Genomic DNA, 20,100 nt, shown 5'->3' with positions numbered 1-20,100 from the left:
TGAAAGGGCTCTGCTCAGCCCTGCCTTAATGCGAATCTCTTGTTACTTTATCTCCCGATCCGCCAACCAGGAAATCGAGATCGGCACCTTCGTGCGCCTGCATGACGTGATTGATATGCAAATTCACATAACCCCGGTTATAGCCCATTTCCAGCGGTTTCCAGGATTTTGCGCGTTCTGCAAGCTCCTCGTCCGACACTTCCAGATTGAGTTTCCTGTTTTCAACGTCCAGCTCAATGTAGTCGCCGTCCCTGACCAATGCCAGCGTTCCGCCCACGGCCGCTTCGGGTGAAATGTGCAAAACAACCGTTCCAAATCCGGTCCCGCTCATGCGTCCATCCGAAATCCGCACCATATCGATCACCCCCTGAGCAAGCAGTTTTTTCGGTAACGACATATTTCCTACTTCCGGCATTCCGGGATAGCCTTTCGGGCCTACATTTTTAAGAACCAGAATACTGTTTTCATCCACATCCAGGTCCGGATCGTCAAGGCGTGCTTTATAATCGTCAATATCTTCAAATACGATTGCCCGTCCGCGGTGTTGCATCAGTTCTGGTTTCAATGATGCCGAGGGTTTGATCACCGCACCATTTACGCAAAGATTACCACGCACAACAGCCAATCCGGTGAGGTCTTTAACCGGCTCTGCCAGCGTAGCGATCACTTCCGGATCGAAGCATTCGGCCGTGGCACAGTTCTCTGCCATTGTTTTGCCGTTCGCTGTGATCACATTCTGATGCAGCAACCCGAGCATTTCTTTTATTACAACCGGTAAGCCGCCTGCATAGTAAAAGTCTTCCATGAAATACCCGCCGGAAGGCTGCAAATTGAGCAATAGGGGCACTTTCGCACAAAGCGCATTGAAGTCATCCAACGAGAGATCAACGCCGATCCGACCTGCAATGGCAAGAAGGTGTATGACAAAATTCGTCGAGCCGCCAATAGCCGCATTGAGCATAATAGCGTTTTCAAAAGCTTCTTTTGTTAATATCTGGGACAGGCGCAGATCCTCGTGCACCATCTGCACAATCCTGCGACCCGACAGATGAGCAAGCACTTTTCTGCGCGAATCCGCTGCCGGGATAGCCGCATTTTCGGGCAAGGTAAGGCCCAGCGACTCTACCATACAAGCCATTGTGGACGCCGTTCCCATTACGGCACAATGTCCGTTGCTGCGGCACATGCAAGCTTCTGAGGTCGTAAACTCTTCCTGTGAAAGTTCACCTTTGCGGTACATTTCACTGAACCGCCAAATGTCACTTGTGCCAATGCTTTTGCCCCTGTAACGACCTGTGAGCATTGGCCCGCCTGAAACGACGATTGTGGGAATGTTCACGCTGGCAGCGCCCATGACCAGTGATGGCGTGGTTTTGTCACAGCCACAAAGCAGCACAACGCCGTCAACGGGGTTGGCGCGGATCGATTCTTCCACATCCATACTCGCCAGGTTGCGGTAGAGCATGGCCGTGGGTTTCATCAATGTTTCGCCCAGAGACATAACCGGAAATTCAACCGGGAAGCCCCCTGCTTCCCATACGCCCCGTTTTACCGATTCTGCCAGTTCCCGAAAATGACCATTACAAGGCGTTAATTCCGAAAATGTATTGCAAATTCCGATCACCGGCCGTCCGTCGAATTCATCTGCCGGGTAACCCTGATTTTTCATCCAGGCCCTGTATATAAATCCATCCTTACCGGACTTTCCGAACCATCCGCGGCTGCGCAATTTATTTTCCTCCATTATTTCGCCCATGTTTATATTCAAATAAGTAAAGGCCGTTGGCAGTAAAATATAATTCCATTAACCCTTTAAAATAAATATTGTATCTTCGTTTTACACGTGCCCAGGGATTTCCATGATTTTGTTACGAGGTTATAAATTGTTGCTATACTTGCTCTTACCATTGGTTTCGTTACCTTCAACCGCACAATTTCAGGCCGATAACTTCATTGAAAAATTACTGAAAAAGCATCCGGAAAGATTTGCCGAGCTCCTTAAAGATCCGGATAAATACCAGATCCAGATCCTTTACACAAAGATTGACAGAAACCGCAAAAACGAGCCGCATTTCACTACGCACCGCTATCAGGTTGACAATTCAAAATACTTTTATCCGGCAAGCACCGTCAAGCTTCCGGCTGTTGCGCTGGCTTTTGAAAAGCTGAATAAACTGGGCATTGATAAGGATACGCCCATGTTTACAGGAGCGGAGCGACCCGAGCAGACGGCTGTAAAATCAGATTCAACTTCTGAAAATAAGTTACCATCCGTTGCACATTATGCCAAGAAGATCCTCCTGGTAAGCGACAATGATGCTTTTAACCGGCTATACGAGTTTATCGGACAGGAGGAGTTCAACGATTCTTTGCATAAAAAGGGCTTCACCAATGTAAGGATCACGCACCGGCTGGATTCACCCATAGGCCCTGAAAACAACAGATACACCAATCCGATCCGGTTCGAAAAGGATGGCAAGGTGGTTTTTGAGCAGCCGGCGAAATATGCGGCAAAAGAATTGAAATCGCCGACGCCAGTTTTGATAGGGAAGGGTTATATGAAGGACAATGTGCTGGTGAATGAGCCTTTTGATTTTTCAACAAAAAACTACTTTGCACTGGAAGATCAGCATCGGTTGTTGAAAACCCTATTCTTCCCGGAGCAAGTGCCCGCCAGTCAGCGGTTTAGTCTTACTCCCGATGATTACCGTTTTATGTATCAGTATATGTCCCAATTCCCGGTTGAAACGAGCTTTCCGGTACATTATACGGACGATTACTACGACGGTTATGCGAAATTTCTGCTGTTTGGAGCTACTAAAACGCGGTTACCAAGGCATATCCGGCTTTTTAATAAGGTAGGTGATGCGTATGGCTTCCTGCTGGATAATGCCTATATCGCAGACTTTGAGAAGGGAATTGAATTTATGCTGACTGCTGTCATCTATTGCAACGAAGACCAGGTCTTCAATGACGATAAGTATGACTACGACAAGGTTGGGTTTCCCTTTATGACCAATCTCGGTAAGACTATTTTTGAGTATGAGGTAAACCGGAAAAGGGCTAATAGGCCCGATCTGAGCCGGTTTGAAGTTGAGTACGACAAATAAAAGCTAAGAAACTTTCCACTTCATTTTGGGAGCGATCTGGCAGATGTACAGATTGGTCAAATGTCCTACGATCAGCAATCCCGAGCCAATGTAACCCAGCCAGGTGAACACAGGATGCGCTGCTTCGAAAATCAACGATACTGAAAATAACGCCAATGCTCCCCATAAGATCGTTCGTACAGCAATTGATTTGTGGTTTTTCGTTGCGTAAAAGACGGCAACACCGTTAATCAGAATAAAAAGATAATCAAGGGAAACCAATCCGGCGTGGTGGTGATGCGAAGACATCGTGGTGCCGAATGCCAGTGCAGGCATCAGCAGGCAATGCACGATGCACAACACAGAACCCAGGATTCCGATATAATCTGCTTTGCTATGTGAGTGTTCTGCTTTCATGCTATATACAATAATGTTGCAAAAATAAACCTATCTGGCATCACTTGCAACAGAGTTGCACAATTATTTTTGTGATCAGTCGGTTCTTCATTTTTTGCACTACCCAAATCCCTTTTGAAATTGTTACACTTAGAACTTAACTTTGACGGGAAAGGTTTTATAAAAAGTATTCCCGGTATGGAATACCCGGTATGGAATACCCGGTATGGAATTCCCGGTCTGGCATAAACCGTAACAGGATTCCGAAAATCAATTATTGGAAACAATGGATCAGTTAAGAGAAACATTGAAAGGGCATCATCTGCGGACGACAACATGCCGTGAAGATGTGCTTTCGACATTTATAAGTAAGAAAAATGCGTTGTCCCATGGTGATCTGGAAGGAGCGCTTGGCGAAAACTATGATCGGGTGACCATTTACCGAACATTGAAAACCTTTCTTGAAAAAGGCATCATTCATAAGGTGCTGGACGATGAGGGATTGCGCTATGCATTATGCTCGCACAATTGCTCGGAGGAAAAACATCACCACGACCATATCCACTTTAAATGCAGTGAATGTGGAGAAACCAATTGTCTTGAGAATATACACATTCCTGCCGTTCAGCTGCCAAAGGGTTATCACCCTGAAAATTTCAACCTGTTGATCCAGGGAGTTTGCCCGAAGTGCGGTTAATTACTGCACTTTCAGGTTAAAATCAAGATTTACATCGTCGCTTCCAGGTCCTGGCGTTCCATTCTTAGTGTCAGGCTGATGACGCAGCTGAACCTTCAATTTCCCTAATCCTGCGGCAGTAGTCACTGCTTTTCCGGTTAGCCCGATTGGGAAATTATTCTCATCCTTATCACCATAAGTGTAAGTAAGCAATGCGGATGGTGAAGGCGTGTACACAAATAAATGCTCGTCCGACTCCTCAGCAACTTCCTCCGTAATGTTATCCGCAGGCGTTTTGCTTTCGTCCAGTAACTCAATGGCCACCGTATACGTTTTGTTAGGTTTTAATGCGATGGTGTCGAATTGAGTTGGTGCATTCCCGCCGTCCCCATCAGCATCTTTATACGAAAATGATTGAACATTGGTCGTTCCATCTTCTGTAAATTTCAATGTCACAGAAGTGATCAATTCGTTTTCGTCGTCGATCTGAACATCATCGCCGGCATCTTTGCATTGGGTAAAGGAAACGGTCGCAGCCAAAAGCAACATCCAGGAAAATTTACGGTTCATTTTCATAGGTAAAGTATTTATGTAATTGAGTAAAAAAGCAATCTCACGCACCAAACTTCCATTTCAGGCGCAACGATGCATTGCGGCCCATGTCATCCGCGTAATATCTGAACCGGTTCAGATAGTCGCGGTAAGCCACATTGAAGAGATTTTGAACAGACAATCCGACTTCGAGCTGCTGTTTTTCGGAAATATTGAATGTCGTTCCCATTTGTACATTCCATAGCGAGTAGGCCTTGGGCGGCGCCAGAAAGTCACTAGCCGGCGGCACACGCTTCTGCTGTGCTACAAATAAATTTCCAACTGAAAAATAAGCTTTGTGCCATTTCGCATCTTCCGGCAGTTCATATTTGATCTGATTATCGATCCTGTTGGCAGGAATTAATACCAGATAATTGTCGTTCCGCCGGTCATAAACACGCAGATAGCTCAACTTGCTCGAAACGCTGGTGTATTTCATAAACTCCCAGGTCGCCGAAAGGTCTATGCCTTTAAAACTGGCGTCTGTTTGGGTATATTTAAAATATGGAAAGGCGCCGCGAACTGTCAAAATGGGTTCGGCTTGTGGTTTCAGGTAAATAAAATCAGAAATAATGTTGTAGTAACCGCCGATCTCAGCTGTAAACTTCGGGCTGGCATATTTTACGCTGGCAATGCTATTAAGCGCTTTTTCTGCCTTTAATGTAGCATCGCCTTTCTCAAAAGCAGCTGCGCCATGATGCACGCCGTCGCTGAACAGTTCACTCACATTAGGCGCACGCCATGCCGTTCCAAAATTCAGTCTTGCCGAGAATTTTTCAGAGAAATTTCGGGTTGCTCCCAATAATCCCGAGAAATTGGCAAATGTGAAATCCTGCGATACTTTTTCACGGTTCACGATCCGGAAAGACGTCAGCGAGCGATAATCGTAACGCGCGCCCGCTTCCAGTTCCCAGCCATTGGTCACATATCGCTCCATCCAGAAAAACCCAATGTTGAACTGATTGAAATTAGGGATCAGCGGCCTGCCATCCATCAGGTTAAACTGATATAATGTGCTGATTCCAAGCTGCCCGGCAAGTTTTCCGGCAATGGGCTTATGATCCCAGACTACATCATTGGTTAATGTGGTCAGTTTAAATGTCAGTTCGGGATGGTTCAGGGCTGCTATGGAGTCATTTCTTGGACGGTGCAGATCAAATTCGTTCCTATCGTTCAATTGCCGCGCAATGGTCCATTGAAATCGGTTGCCATTTTGAAAATGATAATGTGTCTCCGCCTTCATGAGCTCGTGGCTCACATTCTGGTTAGGCCGGCCAATGTTGTAACTGAAACCCGATTTTACAAACGGCTCGCCGTTTTCAATCACATTCAGTAAATCCGTAACGCTGCCAATGTGGGAGCCGGAAAATATCCCGATTTTCGTATCAAAACGGCTGTAAAAGACATCAATTCCCAAGCCTTTGTTGCGGTAACCTGCTGCCAATGAGAAGTTTTTTTCGCTAATGCCCGTATTATCCAGGAAATAATCGGGCGTTCTGATGTTCCCACCTCTTTTAATAGTTCCCTGCGCCCGCCATCCAAAGCCTTTGAAGCCCTTGATACTGCCTTGCAATGTTCCTGATAAAACGCCTTGACGGCCATTGGTAAAACCGACTGCATTCACTTCACCGCTCAATGCTTTATCGAAAGGAAGCTCTTCCGGTTCCACGAGAATTACGCCGCCGATCGCATCCGAGCCGTAACGCACGCCCGCAGCGCCTTTTACAACCGATAAGCGGGTCGCTATGAAAGGGTCAATTTCGGGTGCGTGCTCGGAACCCCATTGCTGGCCTTCCTGCCGCACACCATTGTTCATGATCAGGATCCTGTTGCTATGGAGGCCGTGAATGACAGGTTTTGATATCGAAGAGCCCGTTTGCAGGGATGTAACGCCGGTCATTCCTTTCAAACTTTCTGCCAGATTTTGCCCGCGCGTTTTGTCAAGATCGGCTCCTGTAATGGTCGATAACGGTTGCGAGCTTGGCGCATCGGTCCTGTGTGCCGTGATCTCAACATCCTTTAAATGCACTTCCTGTTCCAGCAAATTGAAGTTTTCTTCATGACCAGCAGTTAAATCCAGCTTTTCACGGAAAGGATTGTAACCAATGATCCTGCATTCCAATGTATAAGCGCCAGGGCAGAGATTCCGCAGCTCGTAACGCCCGTTTTCATCTGTAAAAACACCGCTGTTTTGTCCAACCACCAAAACCGTCGCACCAACGATCGGCTGCCCGGTGTGCTGATCCTTCACCACTCCCTTTACAAAACAAGCGCAATCCGTGGTTTGGGCATGTGCAATGAAGGAGGTAAAAAAGAGAAGGAGACTAATGGCAATCCGTTTCATTGTCAGCACTTTATGCCTTAAAAGAGAAGTTTGCGTAACATTAAACTGTTACAATGTTGCAAAAATATGCGTTTTGCAACTGCGTTGCAAATAAAAGCTTTAACAATTTTCTGATTTTAACGGCGATTTAATAGCTGAAACGTAAATTTGCGTCACATTTTATGCCCTGTTGCTTTGTCTGATCTCCTTCTTGCCAAAATATTGCTTATGCCTCCCCTGATTGCGGGCGTTACACTTGCCGTCAGAAAATGGGGTGAAGGCTTAGGCGGCTGGATCGGCGGATTTCCATGGGTTGCCGGGCCAATTTCCTTTTTTATCGCGTTGGAACACGGCCCGTTATTCGCTGCTTCCACGATCACTTCGGCATTGCTGGGCTCGGTTGGGACCATATTGTTCGCATTGGTTTACTCCGTCCTCTCGTCCCGGCTTTCATGGTTGCCTACCGTTATGATCAGTTACGTGGTTTTCTTCATCGTGGCGATCTTATCATTGGGAAGCACCATATCATTGGTATCAGCCGTGATTTTGAATCTCGTTGTGCTAACGGCAGTTTTGTATTTTTTTCCAAAACCAAAAGGAAAAGGGGAGGTGAGGAAGCAGCCGGTTTACGACATTCCGCTGCGTATGCTCGTTGCGACGTTTTTTGTGGTGGTACTAACTCAGGCCGCGGATTATCTTGGGCCCACCTGGAGCGGGATCTTGACTCCTTTCCCGATCATGACCTCCACATTGGCCGTTTTTACACATTCGCAGCAAGGATCTGACGCTGCCGTGCGGATTCTTTACGGATTGCTTTTGGCAGGTTATGGGTTTGTAGCATTCCTCGTGGGTGTGGCAATGCTGGTGCCGCAAATGTCCGTTGGCGCGGCCTATGGAATTTTAACCGTAGGCACAATGGTGATCAATGGGATTACAATCAAGCTGATTCGCTGAGGAAGCGAATCAGCCCGAATGCTTATTCTAAACTCTTTCCAGTTTCACCGGATACGTTTTCTTGGCGTTCCACTGGCAAACATAAATATTCTCATCCTGGTCTACGCACACGTCGTGGCAATGCATGAAGATGGGTTTTTCCTGCAACATTAATTGTAATTCGCCCTTTTGATAAACTGGTGCTGTTCCGCCGGGATTGGAAATAACCTTGTTGTTTTTATCAATAATAGTCACAAAACCTGAGTTTGGTGTCTGGTTTAAATAACGCAGCCTTGACCAGCAGACGCCGGCAAAAAGGGTGTCACCGTGAAATACGGGACGACAAACGAATGCGCCGGGCAGGAACAATGTGCTCAGGTATTTTCCGTCTAATGTAAATCTTTTGAAAGCATTGTGCGCGCGGGAGGTGATGAGCAATGTTGGGTTCGCTTTGTCACGGTAATCGATCGCTATGCCGTGGGCTGTTGAAAACTGCGCGTCGCCGTCTCCCGATCCACCAAATTTATCAATGAATTCACCTTTCTGATTGTATCTTAAAATCCACTGCGAGCCGTAACCGTCTGCAACATAAATCGTTCCGTCGGGCCCGATGGCTGTTTCTGTGGGTTTGAATGGATCGGCTTCTTTATAGGCGCCAACTTTTGAGGGGTGTTCAATGGTCAGCAGTATTTTTCCTTTTAAATCTGTTTTGAAGACCTTACCCAGGTTGGGATCGCTGATAAACAGGAACTCTTCGCCGTTTGCATTCCATAACGTGAGGCCATGTCCGCCTGGAAATTCGTGTCCCCAGGTTTCCAGCAATTTGCCCGATCTGTCGTAAATAAGAATGTTGTTTTTGACCTCATCCCCAACCATAATCAGCCTGCCTTTGCTGTCCTGCACCATTTCGTGGCAATTGTTAACCGGAAACTTGGCAGCATCCAGATTGCCCCAGCTTTGGTGCACTTTGTATTTATAGGATCCGTGGCCGATCACTTCCCCATCCACTTTTGGCTTGGCATGAAGAATATAGAACGGTTTGAATGTAATGGCAGCGGCAGTTAATGCTGTTAATTTGGCAAAATCACGGCGGGTATGTTGTTCAGGCATAACGATTGTTTTCTATGCAAAAGGCGAATGCAAGGAAATCTTACTATTTCACCTTTTTTACATAAAATCAACTCGCAGAATAACGTTTGCCGTAACGGTTCAGCCAATCCATGAGGCGGTTTACATCCTGCATCTTAAACAGTTCGCTTCCGGAGTTCATCGTGGCCGCGGTTCCGCAGGCAACGCCCATTCTCACAGCTTCCCGCACGGATTTCCCCTGTGATAATGTCCATATAATACCCGCAAGCATGCTATCGCCCGCCCCGACTGTACTTTTGGGTTCCACGGGAGGAGCCGGGATATGTTCCACCTGATCTTCCGTAACGAGCATTGCGCCCATTGCGCCCATTGAAACGACAACAATTTCACATTGACCGCGGATGATCAATGCCCTGGCAGCGTCGTCCACCTCGTCAAGTTCCAGTTTTTCAACGCCTACCAGCTCACTTAGCTCGTCAATGTTTGGTTTTAATAAATAAATGCCTGCTTCTGTCGCATAACGAAGGGCATCGCCAGATGTATCAGCGATAAATTTGGCGCCCTGCTGATTGGCGATCTTGGCAATTTGTCCGTAAAAGTCCGCCGGAACGCCGGGAGGTAGGCTTCCGCTGGCGATAATGTAGGATGGTTTTGGATCCAGTTCTTCCAATGTTTCCAAAATAGACCGCACTTCGGTAGGCATCATTTCCGTTCCCGGCATCCCGAAACGATATTGAAATCCCGTGCTCGTTTCCAGCACGTGGAAGTTTTCCCTGGTCCATTGCTTCGTTTCGATCACCATTGTTTCCACGCCTTCCGCTTTCACCAGTTTGTGCAAGCGCTGGCCTGTTGGCCCGCCTATCGTAAAGATGGCGATGGGGTTTCCGCCTAACCTATGCACCGCTTTGGCCACATTGATACCGCCGCCGCCCGCTTCAAAGTTTGGGGCGTCGCAGCGCAGTTTATTGTCAGGCACAATGCGTGAGACATTTGAGCTTTTATCAAGGGCTGGATTAATTGTAAGCGTTACAATGGGGCCGGTTGCCATATATTTCTATTGCGTAAGTTAAAAACCAACAAGTCCGAAAGAACTTATTAAACGAATTTACGCGAATAAAAGCAAAAAAGCGATCTGTGGTACAGCCTGCATAATTTCTTCACACAAGTATGACGTGATAACGCTTAGAATTGGCCATCCGTAATTTTCCAGCCACCATCCACGGTGAAGATTTGCCCGGTCGTAAAGCGCGCATAATCAGACATAAAGTAAACCGAAGCACCATCCAGGTCGCCTGCCAGGCCATAGCGGCCGCCATCGAGGGGTTGTTTGCTTCTGATGTATCGGTCTGAGGCCTCCGAGCTGTTCTCAACGCCCTCAATGATGCCGGGCGTTAATACATTCACGCGGATATTTTTGGAGGCATAGGAGGCTGCGATAGATTTTGAAAAACCAATCACGGCAGATTTCGCAGTGGCGTAAGCATGATTGGCAAAATGCTGTGAAGCCGGAGCATGTGCCAGCACGGAGCTCATATTAAGAATGCTGCCACCTTTGTTCATGCCCATAAATGTGCGGATCGCAGCCTGGTTTGAGAGCATGAGCGAAGTTAAATTAAGGTCCAGTGTCTTATTCCAGCCTTCGAGCGAGAGTTCGTGCAAAGGGCCGTCGCCGAATTTTTCGCCGCTTCCGCCGGCAACGTGGTATAAGCCATCAAAACTGCCGAATTCCCGGATACAAAGCTGAATGGCGTCCAATGCGGTTTGCGGATGTGTCGCGTCGCCTTGCTTGGCGCGGGCCGTGTTGCCCAGGTGCAGCTCGGCCACGAGACAGTTCTCCGGATTGCGGCCTACGACCACCACATTAGCACCATTTCTCACAAAAGCCTTAGCAGCAGAAAAGCCCAGCCCTGTTGTTCCTCCAATAATTACAATAGACTTATTTGCTAACCAATTTTCCATTTCAGAATTTAATTTTAATGCAAAATAGGACTATTGCCATAAAAAGTAAAACGCTCTGAATTCCGATGAGGAAAGCAGAGCGTTTTCAATATTGCCAATTGCTTGTTTAAGCCACTGAGCGAAGTAATGACATGGAAGATTTCTCGAACTTGTCTTTTGCGTAATCCAGCGAGAGCGTGAATTCTTTCACATCTTTTTGGGAAGGCAGATCAAACATCGCGTCCGTCATGATCGACTCGCATATCGCGCGGAGACCACGTGCTCCCAGTTTGTAAGTCATGGCCTGGTCAACGATAAAATCCAGCACTTCGTCTTCAACATGAAGTGTGATGCCCTCCATGGAGAACAATTTTGCATATTGTTTTACCAATGCATTTTTAGGCTCTGTTAAAATCCTGCGCAATGTTTCGCGGTCCAATGGATTCAAATGCGTCAACACCGGCAGACGGCCGATCAATTCAGGAATCAGACCGAATGATTTAAGGTCCATAGCAGTCACATAACGCATCAGATTTCCTTTATCAAAGATTTCGATAATGCGGTTATCTCCCGAAAAGCCGATCGGGCGCGTGTTAATGCGTTTTCCAATGTGCCTTTCAATGCCGTCGAATGCGCCGCCGCAAATGAACAGGATGTTTTCCGTGTTCAAAGTGATCATTTTCTGGTCGGGGTGCTTGCGTCCGCCTTGTGGTGGAACATTCACAGATGAGCCTTCCAGTAATTTCAAAAGGGCCTGCTGAACGCCTTCGCCGCTGACATCCCGTGTAATAGAAGGATTATCCGATTTGCGCGCGATTTTATCAATTTCATCAATATAAACAATCCCACGCTCGGCAGCTTCCACATTGTAATCAGCCGCTTGCAGCAGTCTGGTCAAAATTGTTTCAACATCTTCACCAACATAACCCGCTTCTGTAACAACGGTTGCATCCGCCACGCAGAAAGGAACTTGGAGAATGCGTGCTATGGATTTGGCCAGATAGGTTTTCCCGGTTCCCGTTTCGCCTACCATTATAATGTTCGACTTTTCGATCACAACATCATCTTCTGAAGTCGGCTGGTTGAGGCGCTTGTAATGATTGTAAACGGCAACTGCCAATGAGCGTTTTGCTTCGTCCTGGCCAATCACATATTGTTCGAGGAAATGCTTAATTTCTTGCGGGGGAATGGGTTTCAGCTTGGGTAACTTGGTCTTTTTTTCCTTTTTATCTTCTTTGGATCCCAACTCCTCTGTTATTACCTGATGTCCCTGCGCGATGCAGTGATTACATATATGTGCATCGATTCCGGAAAGTAATAAATCTACTTCGTTTTTCTTACGTCCGCAGAACGAACAACTAACTTGTGCCATTGATTTCGCTGTATTTTAAATAATTGCAGGTTTGTCGCCAACTTGAACTTGCTGTGTGATTACAAACCAGGAGCCACATTAACAAGAAGACTGAAATTAATGTTTCAAAAAATCTTACCGATGTTGACCTGTGTAGAGACAATATTACAAATTTCCGGTTTTTTGTCGGGGTTACCAAATCGGCCCCGGCCCTTATAATAAGAACCGCCCGGACAGGGGACCTATCCGGGCGGTTAAAGAAAAAGCATTCAAACCTTATTTGTCTCTTGTCAAAACTTCGTCAATCAGGCCGTAATCCTTTGCTTCCAAAGCTTTTAGCCACTTATCGCGATCGGAATCGATAGCGATTTGCTCAGGTGTCTGACCTGTGTGATTTGCCAGGATTTCGTACAACTCGTGACGCAGTTTTACAATTTCACGCGTGGTGATTTCAATGTCAACCGACGTTCCCTGCGCACCGCCTGATGGCTGGTGAATCATTACACGGGCATGTGGAAGTGCGGATCTTTTTCCTGCCGCGCCGCCTGCCAGAAGCACTGCACCCATAGAAGCTGCAAGGCTTGTACAAACCGTTGCCACATCCGGACGCACATATTGCATCGTGTCATAAATTCCCAAACCTGCATACACAGAACCGCCCGGGCTGTTGATATACATTAAAATATCTTTTTTCGCATCAGCCGATTCAAGGAACAAAAGCTGGGCAACGATAATGTTGGCAATGTTGTCATCAACACCGGTTCCCATAAAAATAATGCGGTCGGCCATCAGGCGCGAGAAAACATCTACTTCACGGAAGTTCATCGGACGCTCTTCAATGACTGAACGCGTCATATTTTCAACTGTGTGGTTTACGTAGCCGTCAACTGTAAGGCCATTCATTCCAAGGTGGTGAACGGCGTATTTTCTAAATTCATTTCCGTGGTTCATCGATCAATTTAAATTTTAATTGAAGTAATATTAAAGGGCAAATAAGTAAAAGAACAAAAAGCGCTATCTGTTAGTTTCTGTTAATAATCCGGCCTCTTTATTCTTTGGATTTCACAAAATTGATTATTTCATTGAATAATCCTTGTCTATTCAAGCGATAAATTATCGAAAATTGCGAGAGTCAGCGAAGAAGGTCTTTATTACATTGCATAACAAATGATAAATCGGCATGAAAAACGCGGTGGCTATGAATGTTGCATCAAACTTGTCTGAAAAAATTCGCATGATCCGGCTGCAAAAAGGCCTTTCTCAGGAAAATATGGCTGATATGCTCGGTCTCTCCACAACGGCATACGGCGATCTGGAACGTGGCCGGACTGAGCTTTCTGTTTCCAGAGTCGAAAACATTGCCAAACTGCTCGACGTTCCGCTCCCGGAATTATTGGGCTTCGACGGATTGACAATGTCGGAAACTGAATGGCTACGTCAGGAAAATACGCGGTTACTCGCTGAGAACCGAAGAATGCAGAACGAGCTCGATCAGTGGAAAATGAAATTCAAGCAATGGTTCGGCGACGGGATCATTCGGCATATCGGAGAGGAACGCGAACGCATTGGTTTTAAATAAAAACACCGTTCATGCAAATGCAATGAACGGTGAAAAAAAATATTATTGAAACTGGTTACGCGGCTACTTCTTCGCCTTTCGCCAGTTTTTCAAATTCGCTTACTTCAATGGTCTGCTCGTCCGTAGAAACCTGGCTGCGGATGATCTCCATTACTTTGTTATCAAAAACCTGATTGAAAACCTGTGTGTAGTTGTCACGCTCTTTATCAGCAAGGTAACCCTGAGCCACGCGGTCTATGGTTTCTTTCATGTTGTCGTCGTCTCCGTAGATTCCAAACTGTCCTTTTACCATGTTGCGGGTAAATTCAAGGATTTCAGGATATTCCACTTTAACACTTTCTTTGTCAGCCACTTTATTTTTGATCAAGCTCAATTTCAATGATTTTTTAAAATCTTCGAATTGCTCTTCGATCTGCTCGCGGGTGAACTTGCCTTCGTTGGTGCGCTCCAGCCAGTCTTTCAAGAAGTCGCCCGGAAGTTCGATGGCAATGCTGTCCAGCAAAGCATTCTCGATATCGCGACGAAGCAATGCTTCTGTTTCACGCTCGTAGTTTCCTTTGATGATTTCCAGAAGTTTTTCGTTGAACTGCTCTTCGTTTTCAACCTGGCCTGGTCCCAAAACTTTGTCAAAAAGATCCTGGTTCAGTTCCGATGCTGCCGAACGCGTTACATCTTCAACAACCAATGTATAGTCGCCGGAAAGCGTTGCTACATCTTCTTTTTTCTTGCCGGTAACGTGTGCAATCGCTGCTTCGTCGGCAAATGTATTTTGAATGTCGAAAACGACTTCGTCACCTTTTTTAACACCGATGAACTTCGCCAGCGCATCTGCTTTCACTTGTTTGGTAGGGATCGCAGTGCGGGTTGTGAATTCAGAAGATTCTTGTTTCAGCTCTCCGAAGATCATATCACCTTCTTCGCTCACTTCCGGATGAATGTTTTCTGCAAAGCGCTCACGCAGGTTTTCGATTGTTTTAGACAATTCTGTATCGTCAACATTAATCGTGTAACGTTTTACTGCTGGAAGCTCTGAGAAGTTGATTTCGAAATCCGTAGCAACACCCAGGTCATAAATGAATTCCAGCTCGCTTGGGCTGTCCCAATTAACTTCGGCAGCTTTTTCGCGGTTGGGAACAGGGTCGCCAACAACCTGCAATTTATTTTCTCTGATATAGCTGCTTACGGCAGTGCTCAACAGGTTGTTCACCTCGTCAACCAGAATGCTTTTACCATACATGCGCTGAATCACATGGGATGGCACTTTGCCAGGACGAAAGCCTTTCAGGTTAACCTTTTTTGAGTAATCCTTGATCGTCTTATCAATTTTAGGCTGATAATCGTCTTTCGTCAACGTTACTTTAAGAGAGGCTAATGTCGGCGAATTTTGTTCTAATACAACTTCCATGTGTCGCTTATGCTATGGGTAAAACTTTTAGATTAAATAGAAAAGAAAAACAAAAATGCCCTCAAAACTAAGTCCTGAGGGCATTTGACGGGTTTTACTTCGGAGCAGCTCATTTTTCTTATCGAGATAGGAATCCTGACGCCCCGTCATTCCCTTGTTAATCGTACGGGCGGAGGGAATCGAACCCCCACGCCTTGCGGCACTAGATCCTAAGTCTAGCACGTCTACCAGTTCCGCCACGCCCGCTCACTTATTTTCCCGTTTTCGACGCCTTTTGTCGAATTGGGAGTGCAAAGGTATTCTTATTTTTTAGATAGATGCAAACTTTTTTGAAAATTTTATCTTTGGGTAAAATTAAATTGAAAAATGTCGCCGGAATTTGTTATTTTGGTGAAGCATACCAATTAAAATATAGCAGTGGAGCAACTCGTTGAACCCCTCACCATTGATCTGGAACAGGAGCGGAAGGATATTCTCAAAAAATACCGGAGGTTATTACGAACAGCCAAGCCCTTCTTAAAGGATAATGATGCCAAACTAATCAAAAAAGCCTTTTACACCTCCGTGGACGCGCATAAGGACATGCGTCGCCGCTCGGGAGAACCCTATATTTACCACCCGCTTGCCGTTGCCCAGATCGTAGTTGAAGAGATCGGATTGGGTACGACGGGAATTGTGGCCGCCTTGCTGCACGATGTAGTGGAGGATACGGATATGCGTATCGAAGACATTGAGCGACTTTTTGGCAAAAAAGTAGCAAAAATCATCGACGGACTGACCAAAATTTCCGGAAGGTTCGAATATGGCAGCTCCCAACAAGCTGAAAACTTCCGGAAAATGCTGCTCACATTGTCCGACGATGTGCGCGTAATTCTCGTGAAACTTGCCGACAGGCTGCATAACATGCGGACGCTGGATAGCATGCCGCGCGACAAACAGCTGAAAATTGCTTCTGAAACCATTTTCATTTACGCACCCCTGGCGCACCGGCTTGGACTTTACAGCATTAAGTCGGAGCTGGAAGAGCTTTACCTGAAATATACCGAACCCCAGGAATACCGTGCTATTGCCAGGAAACTGAGAGAAACCAAAGGCATCCGTGACCGGTTTATTTCGAAGTTTATGGAGCCGATTGCGCAGGATCTGGAATCTGCGGGATTGAATTTTATTCTGAAAGGCCGCCCCAAATCGATTTATTCGATTTGGAACAAAATGAAAAAGCAGAACAAGCCTTTTGAAGAAATCTATGATCTTTTTGCCATTCGCATTGTCCTGGAATCTTCGGCCGAGAATGACAGGGAAAAAGCGATCTGCTGGCAGGCGTATTCCATTGTTACCGATCATTATAAGCCCAACCCGGATCGTTTGAAAGACTTTTTGAGCACGCCGCGTGCCAATGGTTACCAGTCGCTTCACTCGACGGTGATGAGCAAAAGCGGACAGTGGGTGGAAGTGCAGATCCGGACTTCGCGGATGGACGAAATTGCGGAAAAAGGATATGCTGCGCACTGGAAATACAAGGGCAATGATACCAAAGTCCGCGGTAACATTGAGCAGTGGATCACCCAGGTGAGGGAGACATTGGAGAATGGTTTTGGGGACAAAACGGCTGCTATTGAGTTCCTGGACGAGTTCAGGAGCAATTTATTCAATGAAGAGGTTTTTGTTTTTACACCAAAAGGAGAACTAAAAGTGCTGCAAAGCGGTGCCACGGCGCTGGATTTTGCATTTGATATACACTCTGAAGTCGGCGTGCATTGCATGGCGGCGAAAGTAGGAGGGATCCTCGTTCCGATTAGTTATGTGCTTAATAATGGGGATCAGATCGAGATTATTACATCCAGCAAACAGAAACCGAATGAGGACTGGCTGCGGATCGTAGTAACCTCGAAAGCGAGGGCCAGGATCAAGGATTTTCTGAAAGAAGACAACCGCCGTTATGAAACAGACGGGCGGCAGATGGTCGAGAAAAAGCTGAAAATCCTCGGAATGGAGCTTACGGCTGAGGTGGTGAACCAATTGAGAGCATTTTTTGAATGTAAAACGACAAGTGATTTCTTCTACCGGATCGGGAAAGGATACATTCATCTGGATGAATTAAAGCGGTTTAAAAGAGATAAGGAAGCAAAAGAGCGCAAAGCAACGGACAGCAATCCGGCGGCTCCCTCACCGGCAACAAATGCGGGCGACGGCAAAACGCTTACCAAATTTCTCAAACACATTCATGGCGACCGCGCAGACAGCGACACACTCCTGATCGGCGACGACATGGATAAAATCGATTACAAACTTGCCATATGCTGCAATCCGATCGCCGGAGATGACGTTTTTGGTTTTGTAACGATTAATGAAGGCATCAAGATTCACAGGACGACCTGCCCGAATGCCGCGGAACTGATGTCCAAGCACGGAAACCGCATCATTAAGGCCAAGTGGGAATCGGGTAAGGATGAAGCGTTCCTGGCAGGTCTATATCTGTCCGGAACCGACCGCGTAGGCTTGGTTAACGACGTAACCAGGATCATTTCCAACGAGCTGCACATTAACATGAGAGGCCTGACCATTGACACAAAGGATGGCGTTTTTAATGGAGATATTAAGCTTTATGTGCAGGATACCAAGCACTTGGACATTCTGATCGGCAAGTTGGAGCAGGTGGAGGGTGTGTACAATGTGCAGCGTTTTGACACCAACCTGAACGGCAAATAGCCGCAAGGAACCATTCACATACTAAGGTGTTATAAAACTGGATGGTCAGAACTAAGACTGTGAAAGTGACTGTGATTTAAGTAAAAAAGCGTATTTTCGCGCAAGAATATCAGAGATATGCCACAAGCCAGCAAACCGAATTTTGAAGCCGCAAAGAAAATCTTAACGGCTTACCTGGAAAATAAAGGACTGCGCAAAACGCCTGAGCGTTTTGCGATCCTGGAAGAGATCTACACCAGGGAAGATCACTTCGATGTAGACGAGCTTTACATCAGCATGAAAAACAAGCGTTACCGGGTGAGCCGCGCGACTGTTTACAATACATTGGATGTTCTCGTGGATTGTGACCTGGTTACCAAGCATCAGTTCGGTAAAAATCTGGCGCAGTTTGAAAAATCCTATGGTAACAAGCAGCACGATCACCTGATCTGCACGGATTGCCATAAAGTGATGGAATTCTGCGATCCACGCATTCAGTCGATCCAGAATATGGTGGGTGAAATGCTGAATTTCAGTGTAATGCATCACTCACTTATTTTTTACGGCAACTGCACCAAAGAAAACTGCCAGAACCGGAACGAGGTTCGGGAAACTTCTGCGGTTTACGAAGACAGATAATAAAACATTGGGCCGGGCAGCATTCGTTTGCCTGGCCAACCTTACACCATATTAGTTTCAGTAATCATAAATTGAATGAAAGTTGACGTATTACTTGGTCTTCAATGGGGAGACGAGGGAAAAGGTAAGATTGTGGACGTTCTCGCGCCACGTTATCAGGTTGTAGCCCGTTTTCAGGGAGGACCTAATGCGGGACACACCTTGGAGTTTGACGGGATCAAGCACGTTTTGCACCAAATTCCATCAGGCATTTTCCGCAGCGATATCCAGAACATTATCGGGAACGGCGTTGTTTTGGACCCGATCGTCTTCAAAAGAGAAATTGAAAATCTTGGAAAATACAATCTTGACCTGATCAGTAATCTTTTTGTTTCTAAAAAAGCATCGATTATTGTTCCTACCCATTCGCTGCTTGACGCTGCTTATGAGCGCTCGAAAGGTGATTCCAAGATCGGTTCAACATTGAGAGGAATTGGTCCTGCTTATCAGGATAAGGTGGCAAGATTGGGCCTTCGCGTAGGCGATGTGCTTTCTCCAAACTTTGCTGATAAATATAAAAGGCTGGTTGACGCACATAAAACCATCCTTGATTTTTATGCATTCGATTACTCAGAAGTGCTTCCAAAATCGGAAGAGAACTTCTTCGGTGCGATCGAATTTATGAAGCAATTCACGCTGGTTGATAGCGAATATGTTGTCAATGAAGCATTAGCAGCTTCGAAAACTGTTTTGGCAGAAGGCGCACAAGGATCATTGCTAGATATCGATTTCGGTTCTTATCCTTTTGTAACAAGCTCTACTACAATGACGGCTGGTGCCTGCACAGGTTTGGGTATCGCGCCGAGCCAGGTAGGAGAGGTTTTCGGGATTTTCAAAGCTTACTGCACACGCGTGGGAAGCGGCCCATTCCCAACAGAATTATTAGAAGAAACAGGTGAAAAAATGCGTCAGGAAGGCCGCGAATTCGGCGCCACAACCGGACGCCCACGCCGCTGCGGCTGGCTCGATTTGCCTGCATTGAAATATGCGATCATGATCAATGGCGTCACGCAATTGATTATGATGAAAGTGGATGTGTTAACTATTTTTGACAACATCCGCGTCTGCACCAACTACCGCCTGCCAGACGGCACATTGACCGACCATTTGCCATACGACCTTTGTGACGAAACGGTGGAGCCGGTTTACAAAGATTTCAAAGGATGGCAGCAGTCATTAGACGGAATCCACGATTTCGATGCCATTCCAGAGGAGTTGCTGGCTTACGTGAAGTTTTTGGAAGAAGAGTTGAAGCTGCCGATTACGTTTATTTCAACCGGGCCGGATAGAGAGGCGTTGATTAGCAGAGAGGCCTCGGCGTTGTCGGTTTAGAATAAGAGTTGCTAGCTTGTCAGCTTGAATAC

The 20,100-nt window shown here is 46.3% G+C and carries 17 protein-coding genes and 1 tRNA gene; 7 read left to right on the top strand and 11 right to left on the bottom strand.

The genetic code is table 11. The features are described 5' to 3' along the window. Window positions 1-25: 25 nt before the first annotated feature. Window positions 26-1,744 carry an IlvD/Edd family dehydratase gene (locus NFI80_RS14375; protein ID WP_235157341.1) on the bottom strand — a complete coding sequence of 573 codons (1,719 nt, stop codon included), beginning with the start codon at window positions 1,742-1,744 and terminating at the stop codon, window positions 26-28. Between the two features lie 151 nt (window positions 1,745-1,895). Here NFI80_RS14375 and NFI80_RS14370 point away from each other — a divergent pair, with 151 nt between their 5' ends. Beyond that, a complete protein-coding gene (locus NFI80_RS14370; protein WP_235162620.1) occupies window positions 1,896-3,110 on the top strand; it encodes a serine hydrolase in 1,215 nt (404 codons plus the stop codon). Window positions 3,111-3,113: 3 nt separating this feature from the next. On the opposite strand, the gene NFI80_RS14365 is transcribed toward NFI80_RS14370, so the two are convergent. Continuing rightward, window positions 3,114-3,506, bottom strand: a complete 393-nt coding sequence (locus NFI80_RS14365) for a MerC domain-containing protein (RefSeq protein ID WP_235157345.1) — start codon at window positions 3,504-3,506, stop codon at window positions 3,114-3,116. A 265-nt stretch (window positions 3,507-3,771) separates the two neighbouring features. Here NFI80_RS14365 and NFI80_RS14360 point away from each other — a divergent pair, with 265 nt between their 5' ends. Next, a complete protein-coding gene (locus NFI80_RS14360) occupies window positions 3,772-4,182 on the top strand; it encodes a Fur family transcriptional regulator (RefSeq protein WP_235162621.1) in 411 nt (136 codons plus the stop codon). Here NFI80_RS14360 and NFI80_RS14355 read toward each other — a convergent pair whose 3' ends face one another. Next, window positions 4,183-4,731, bottom strand: a complete 549-nt coding sequence (locus NFI80_RS14355) for a hypothetical protein (protein WP_235157347.1) — start codon at window positions 4,729-4,731, stop codon at window positions 4,183-4,185. A 43-nt stretch (window positions 4,732-4,774) separates the two neighbouring features. Further along, window positions 4,775-7,096: a TonB-dependent receptor gene (locus NFI80_RS14350; protein ID WP_235162622.1), complete on the bottom strand. Its 2,322-nt coding sequence runs from the start codon at window positions 7,094-7,096 to the stop codon at window positions 4,775-4,777. 207 nt (window positions 7,097-7,303) lie between these two features. On the opposite strand from NFI80_RS14350, the gene NFI80_RS14345 reads away from it, so the two are divergent. Continuing rightward, window positions 7,304-8,029, top strand: coding sequence for a hypothetical protein (locus NFI80_RS14345; protein WP_235157352.1), 726 nt, complete (start codon window positions 7,304-7,306; stop codon window positions 8,027-8,029). A gap of 27 nt (window positions 8,030-8,056) precedes the next feature. Here the strand turns inward: NFI80_RS14345 and NFI80_RS14340 are convergent, their stop codons facing one another. From NFI80_RS14340 to NFI80_RS14320, 5 genes are all read right to left on the bottom strand, one after another. Then, on the bottom strand, window positions 8,057-9,118 hold the full coding sequence (locus NFI80_RS14340) for a 6-bladed beta-propeller (RefSeq protein ID WP_235157355.1): 1,062 nt from the start codon (window positions 9,116-9,118) through the stop codon (window positions 8,057-8,059). A gap of 67 nt (window positions 9,119-9,185) precedes the next feature. Next, on the bottom strand, window positions 9,186-10,145 hold the full coding sequence (locus NFI80_RS14335; RefSeq protein WP_233795327.1) for a 1-phosphofructokinase family hexose kinase: 960 nt from the start codon (window positions 10,143-10,145) through the stop codon (window positions 9,186-9,188). 134 nt (window positions 10,146-10,279) lie between these two features. Further along, complete coding sequence (locus NFI80_RS14330) at window positions 10,280-11,056, bottom strand: SDR family NAD(P)-dependent oxidoreductase (RefSeq protein WP_235162623.1); 777 nt, start codon at window positions 11,054-11,056, stop codon at window positions 10,280-10,282. 106 nt (window positions 11,057-11,162) lie between these two features. Then, window positions 11,163-12,407 carry an ATP-dependent Clp protease ATP-binding subunit ClpX gene (gene clpX, locus NFI80_RS14325; RefSeq protein WP_233795329.1) on the bottom strand — a complete coding sequence of 415 codons (1,245 nt, stop codon included), beginning with the start codon at window positions 12,405-12,407 and terminating at the stop codon, window positions 11,163-11,165. A gap of 255 nt (window positions 12,408-12,662) precedes the next feature. Continuing rightward, on the bottom strand, window positions 12,663-13,337 hold the full coding sequence (locus tag NFI80_RS14320; RefSeq protein WP_026630572.1) for a ClpP family protease: 675 nt from the start codon (window positions 13,335-13,337) through the stop codon (window positions 12,663-12,665). Between the two features lie 247 nt (window positions 13,338-13,584). On the opposite strand from NFI80_RS14320, the gene NFI80_RS14315 reads away from it, so the two are divergent. After that, window positions 13,585-13,965 carry a helix-turn-helix domain-containing protein gene (locus NFI80_RS14315; RefSeq protein WP_235162624.1) on the top strand — a complete coding sequence of 127 codons (381 nt, stop codon included), beginning with the start codon at window positions 13,585-13,587 and terminating at the stop codon, window positions 13,963-13,965. A gap of 55 nt (window positions 13,966-14,020) precedes the next feature. Here the strand turns inward: NFI80_RS14315 and tig are convergent, their stop codons facing one another. Together tig and NFI80_RS14305 are read right to left on the bottom strand one after the other, a co-directional pair. Next, window positions 14,021-15,370, bottom strand: a complete 1,350-nt coding sequence (gene tig, locus NFI80_RS14310) for a trigger factor (RefSeq protein WP_235157363.1) — start codon at window positions 15,368-15,370, stop codon at window positions 14,021-14,023. 164 nt (window positions 15,371-15,534) lie between these two features. Further along, window positions 15,535-15,616, bottom strand: a tRNA-Leu gene (locus NFI80_RS14305). 171 nt (window positions 15,617-15,787) lie between these two features. Here NFI80_RS14305 and NFI80_RS14300 point away from each other — a divergent pair. The 3 genes from NFI80_RS14300 to NFI80_RS14290 all read left to right on the top strand — a co-directional run bounded on the left by NFI80_RS14300 (window position 15,788) and on the right by NFI80_RS14290 (window position 20,068). Next, window positions 15,788-18,079, top strand: coding sequence for a RelA/SpoT family protein (locus NFI80_RS14300; RefSeq protein ID WP_233795332.1), 2,292 nt, complete (start codon window positions 15,788-15,790; stop codon window positions 18,077-18,079). A gap of 117 nt (window positions 18,080-18,196) precedes the next feature. Further along, a complete protein-coding gene (locus NFI80_RS14295; RefSeq protein ID WP_026630576.1) occupies window positions 18,197-18,697 on the top strand; it encodes a Fur family transcriptional regulator in 501 nt (166 codons plus the stop codon). A gap of 75 nt (window positions 18,698-18,772) precedes the next feature. Further along, on the top strand, window positions 18,773-20,068 hold the full coding sequence (locus tag NFI80_RS14290) for an adenylosuccinate synthase (protein WP_235157364.1): 1,296 nt from the start codon (window positions 18,773-18,775) through the stop codon (window positions 20,066-20,068). Window positions 20,069-20,100 lie beyond the last annotated feature (32 nt).

It is taken from the genome of Dyadobacter chenhuakuii (assembly GCF_023821985.2).
In the GTDB taxonomy this organism is placed as follows: Bacteria; Bacteroidota; Bacteroidia; order Cytophagales; family Spirosomataceae; genus Dyadobacter; species Dyadobacter chenhuakuii.
Note: the sequence above shows the minus strand (reverse complement) of the source record. Positions and strands in the feature narration are given on the sequence as shown.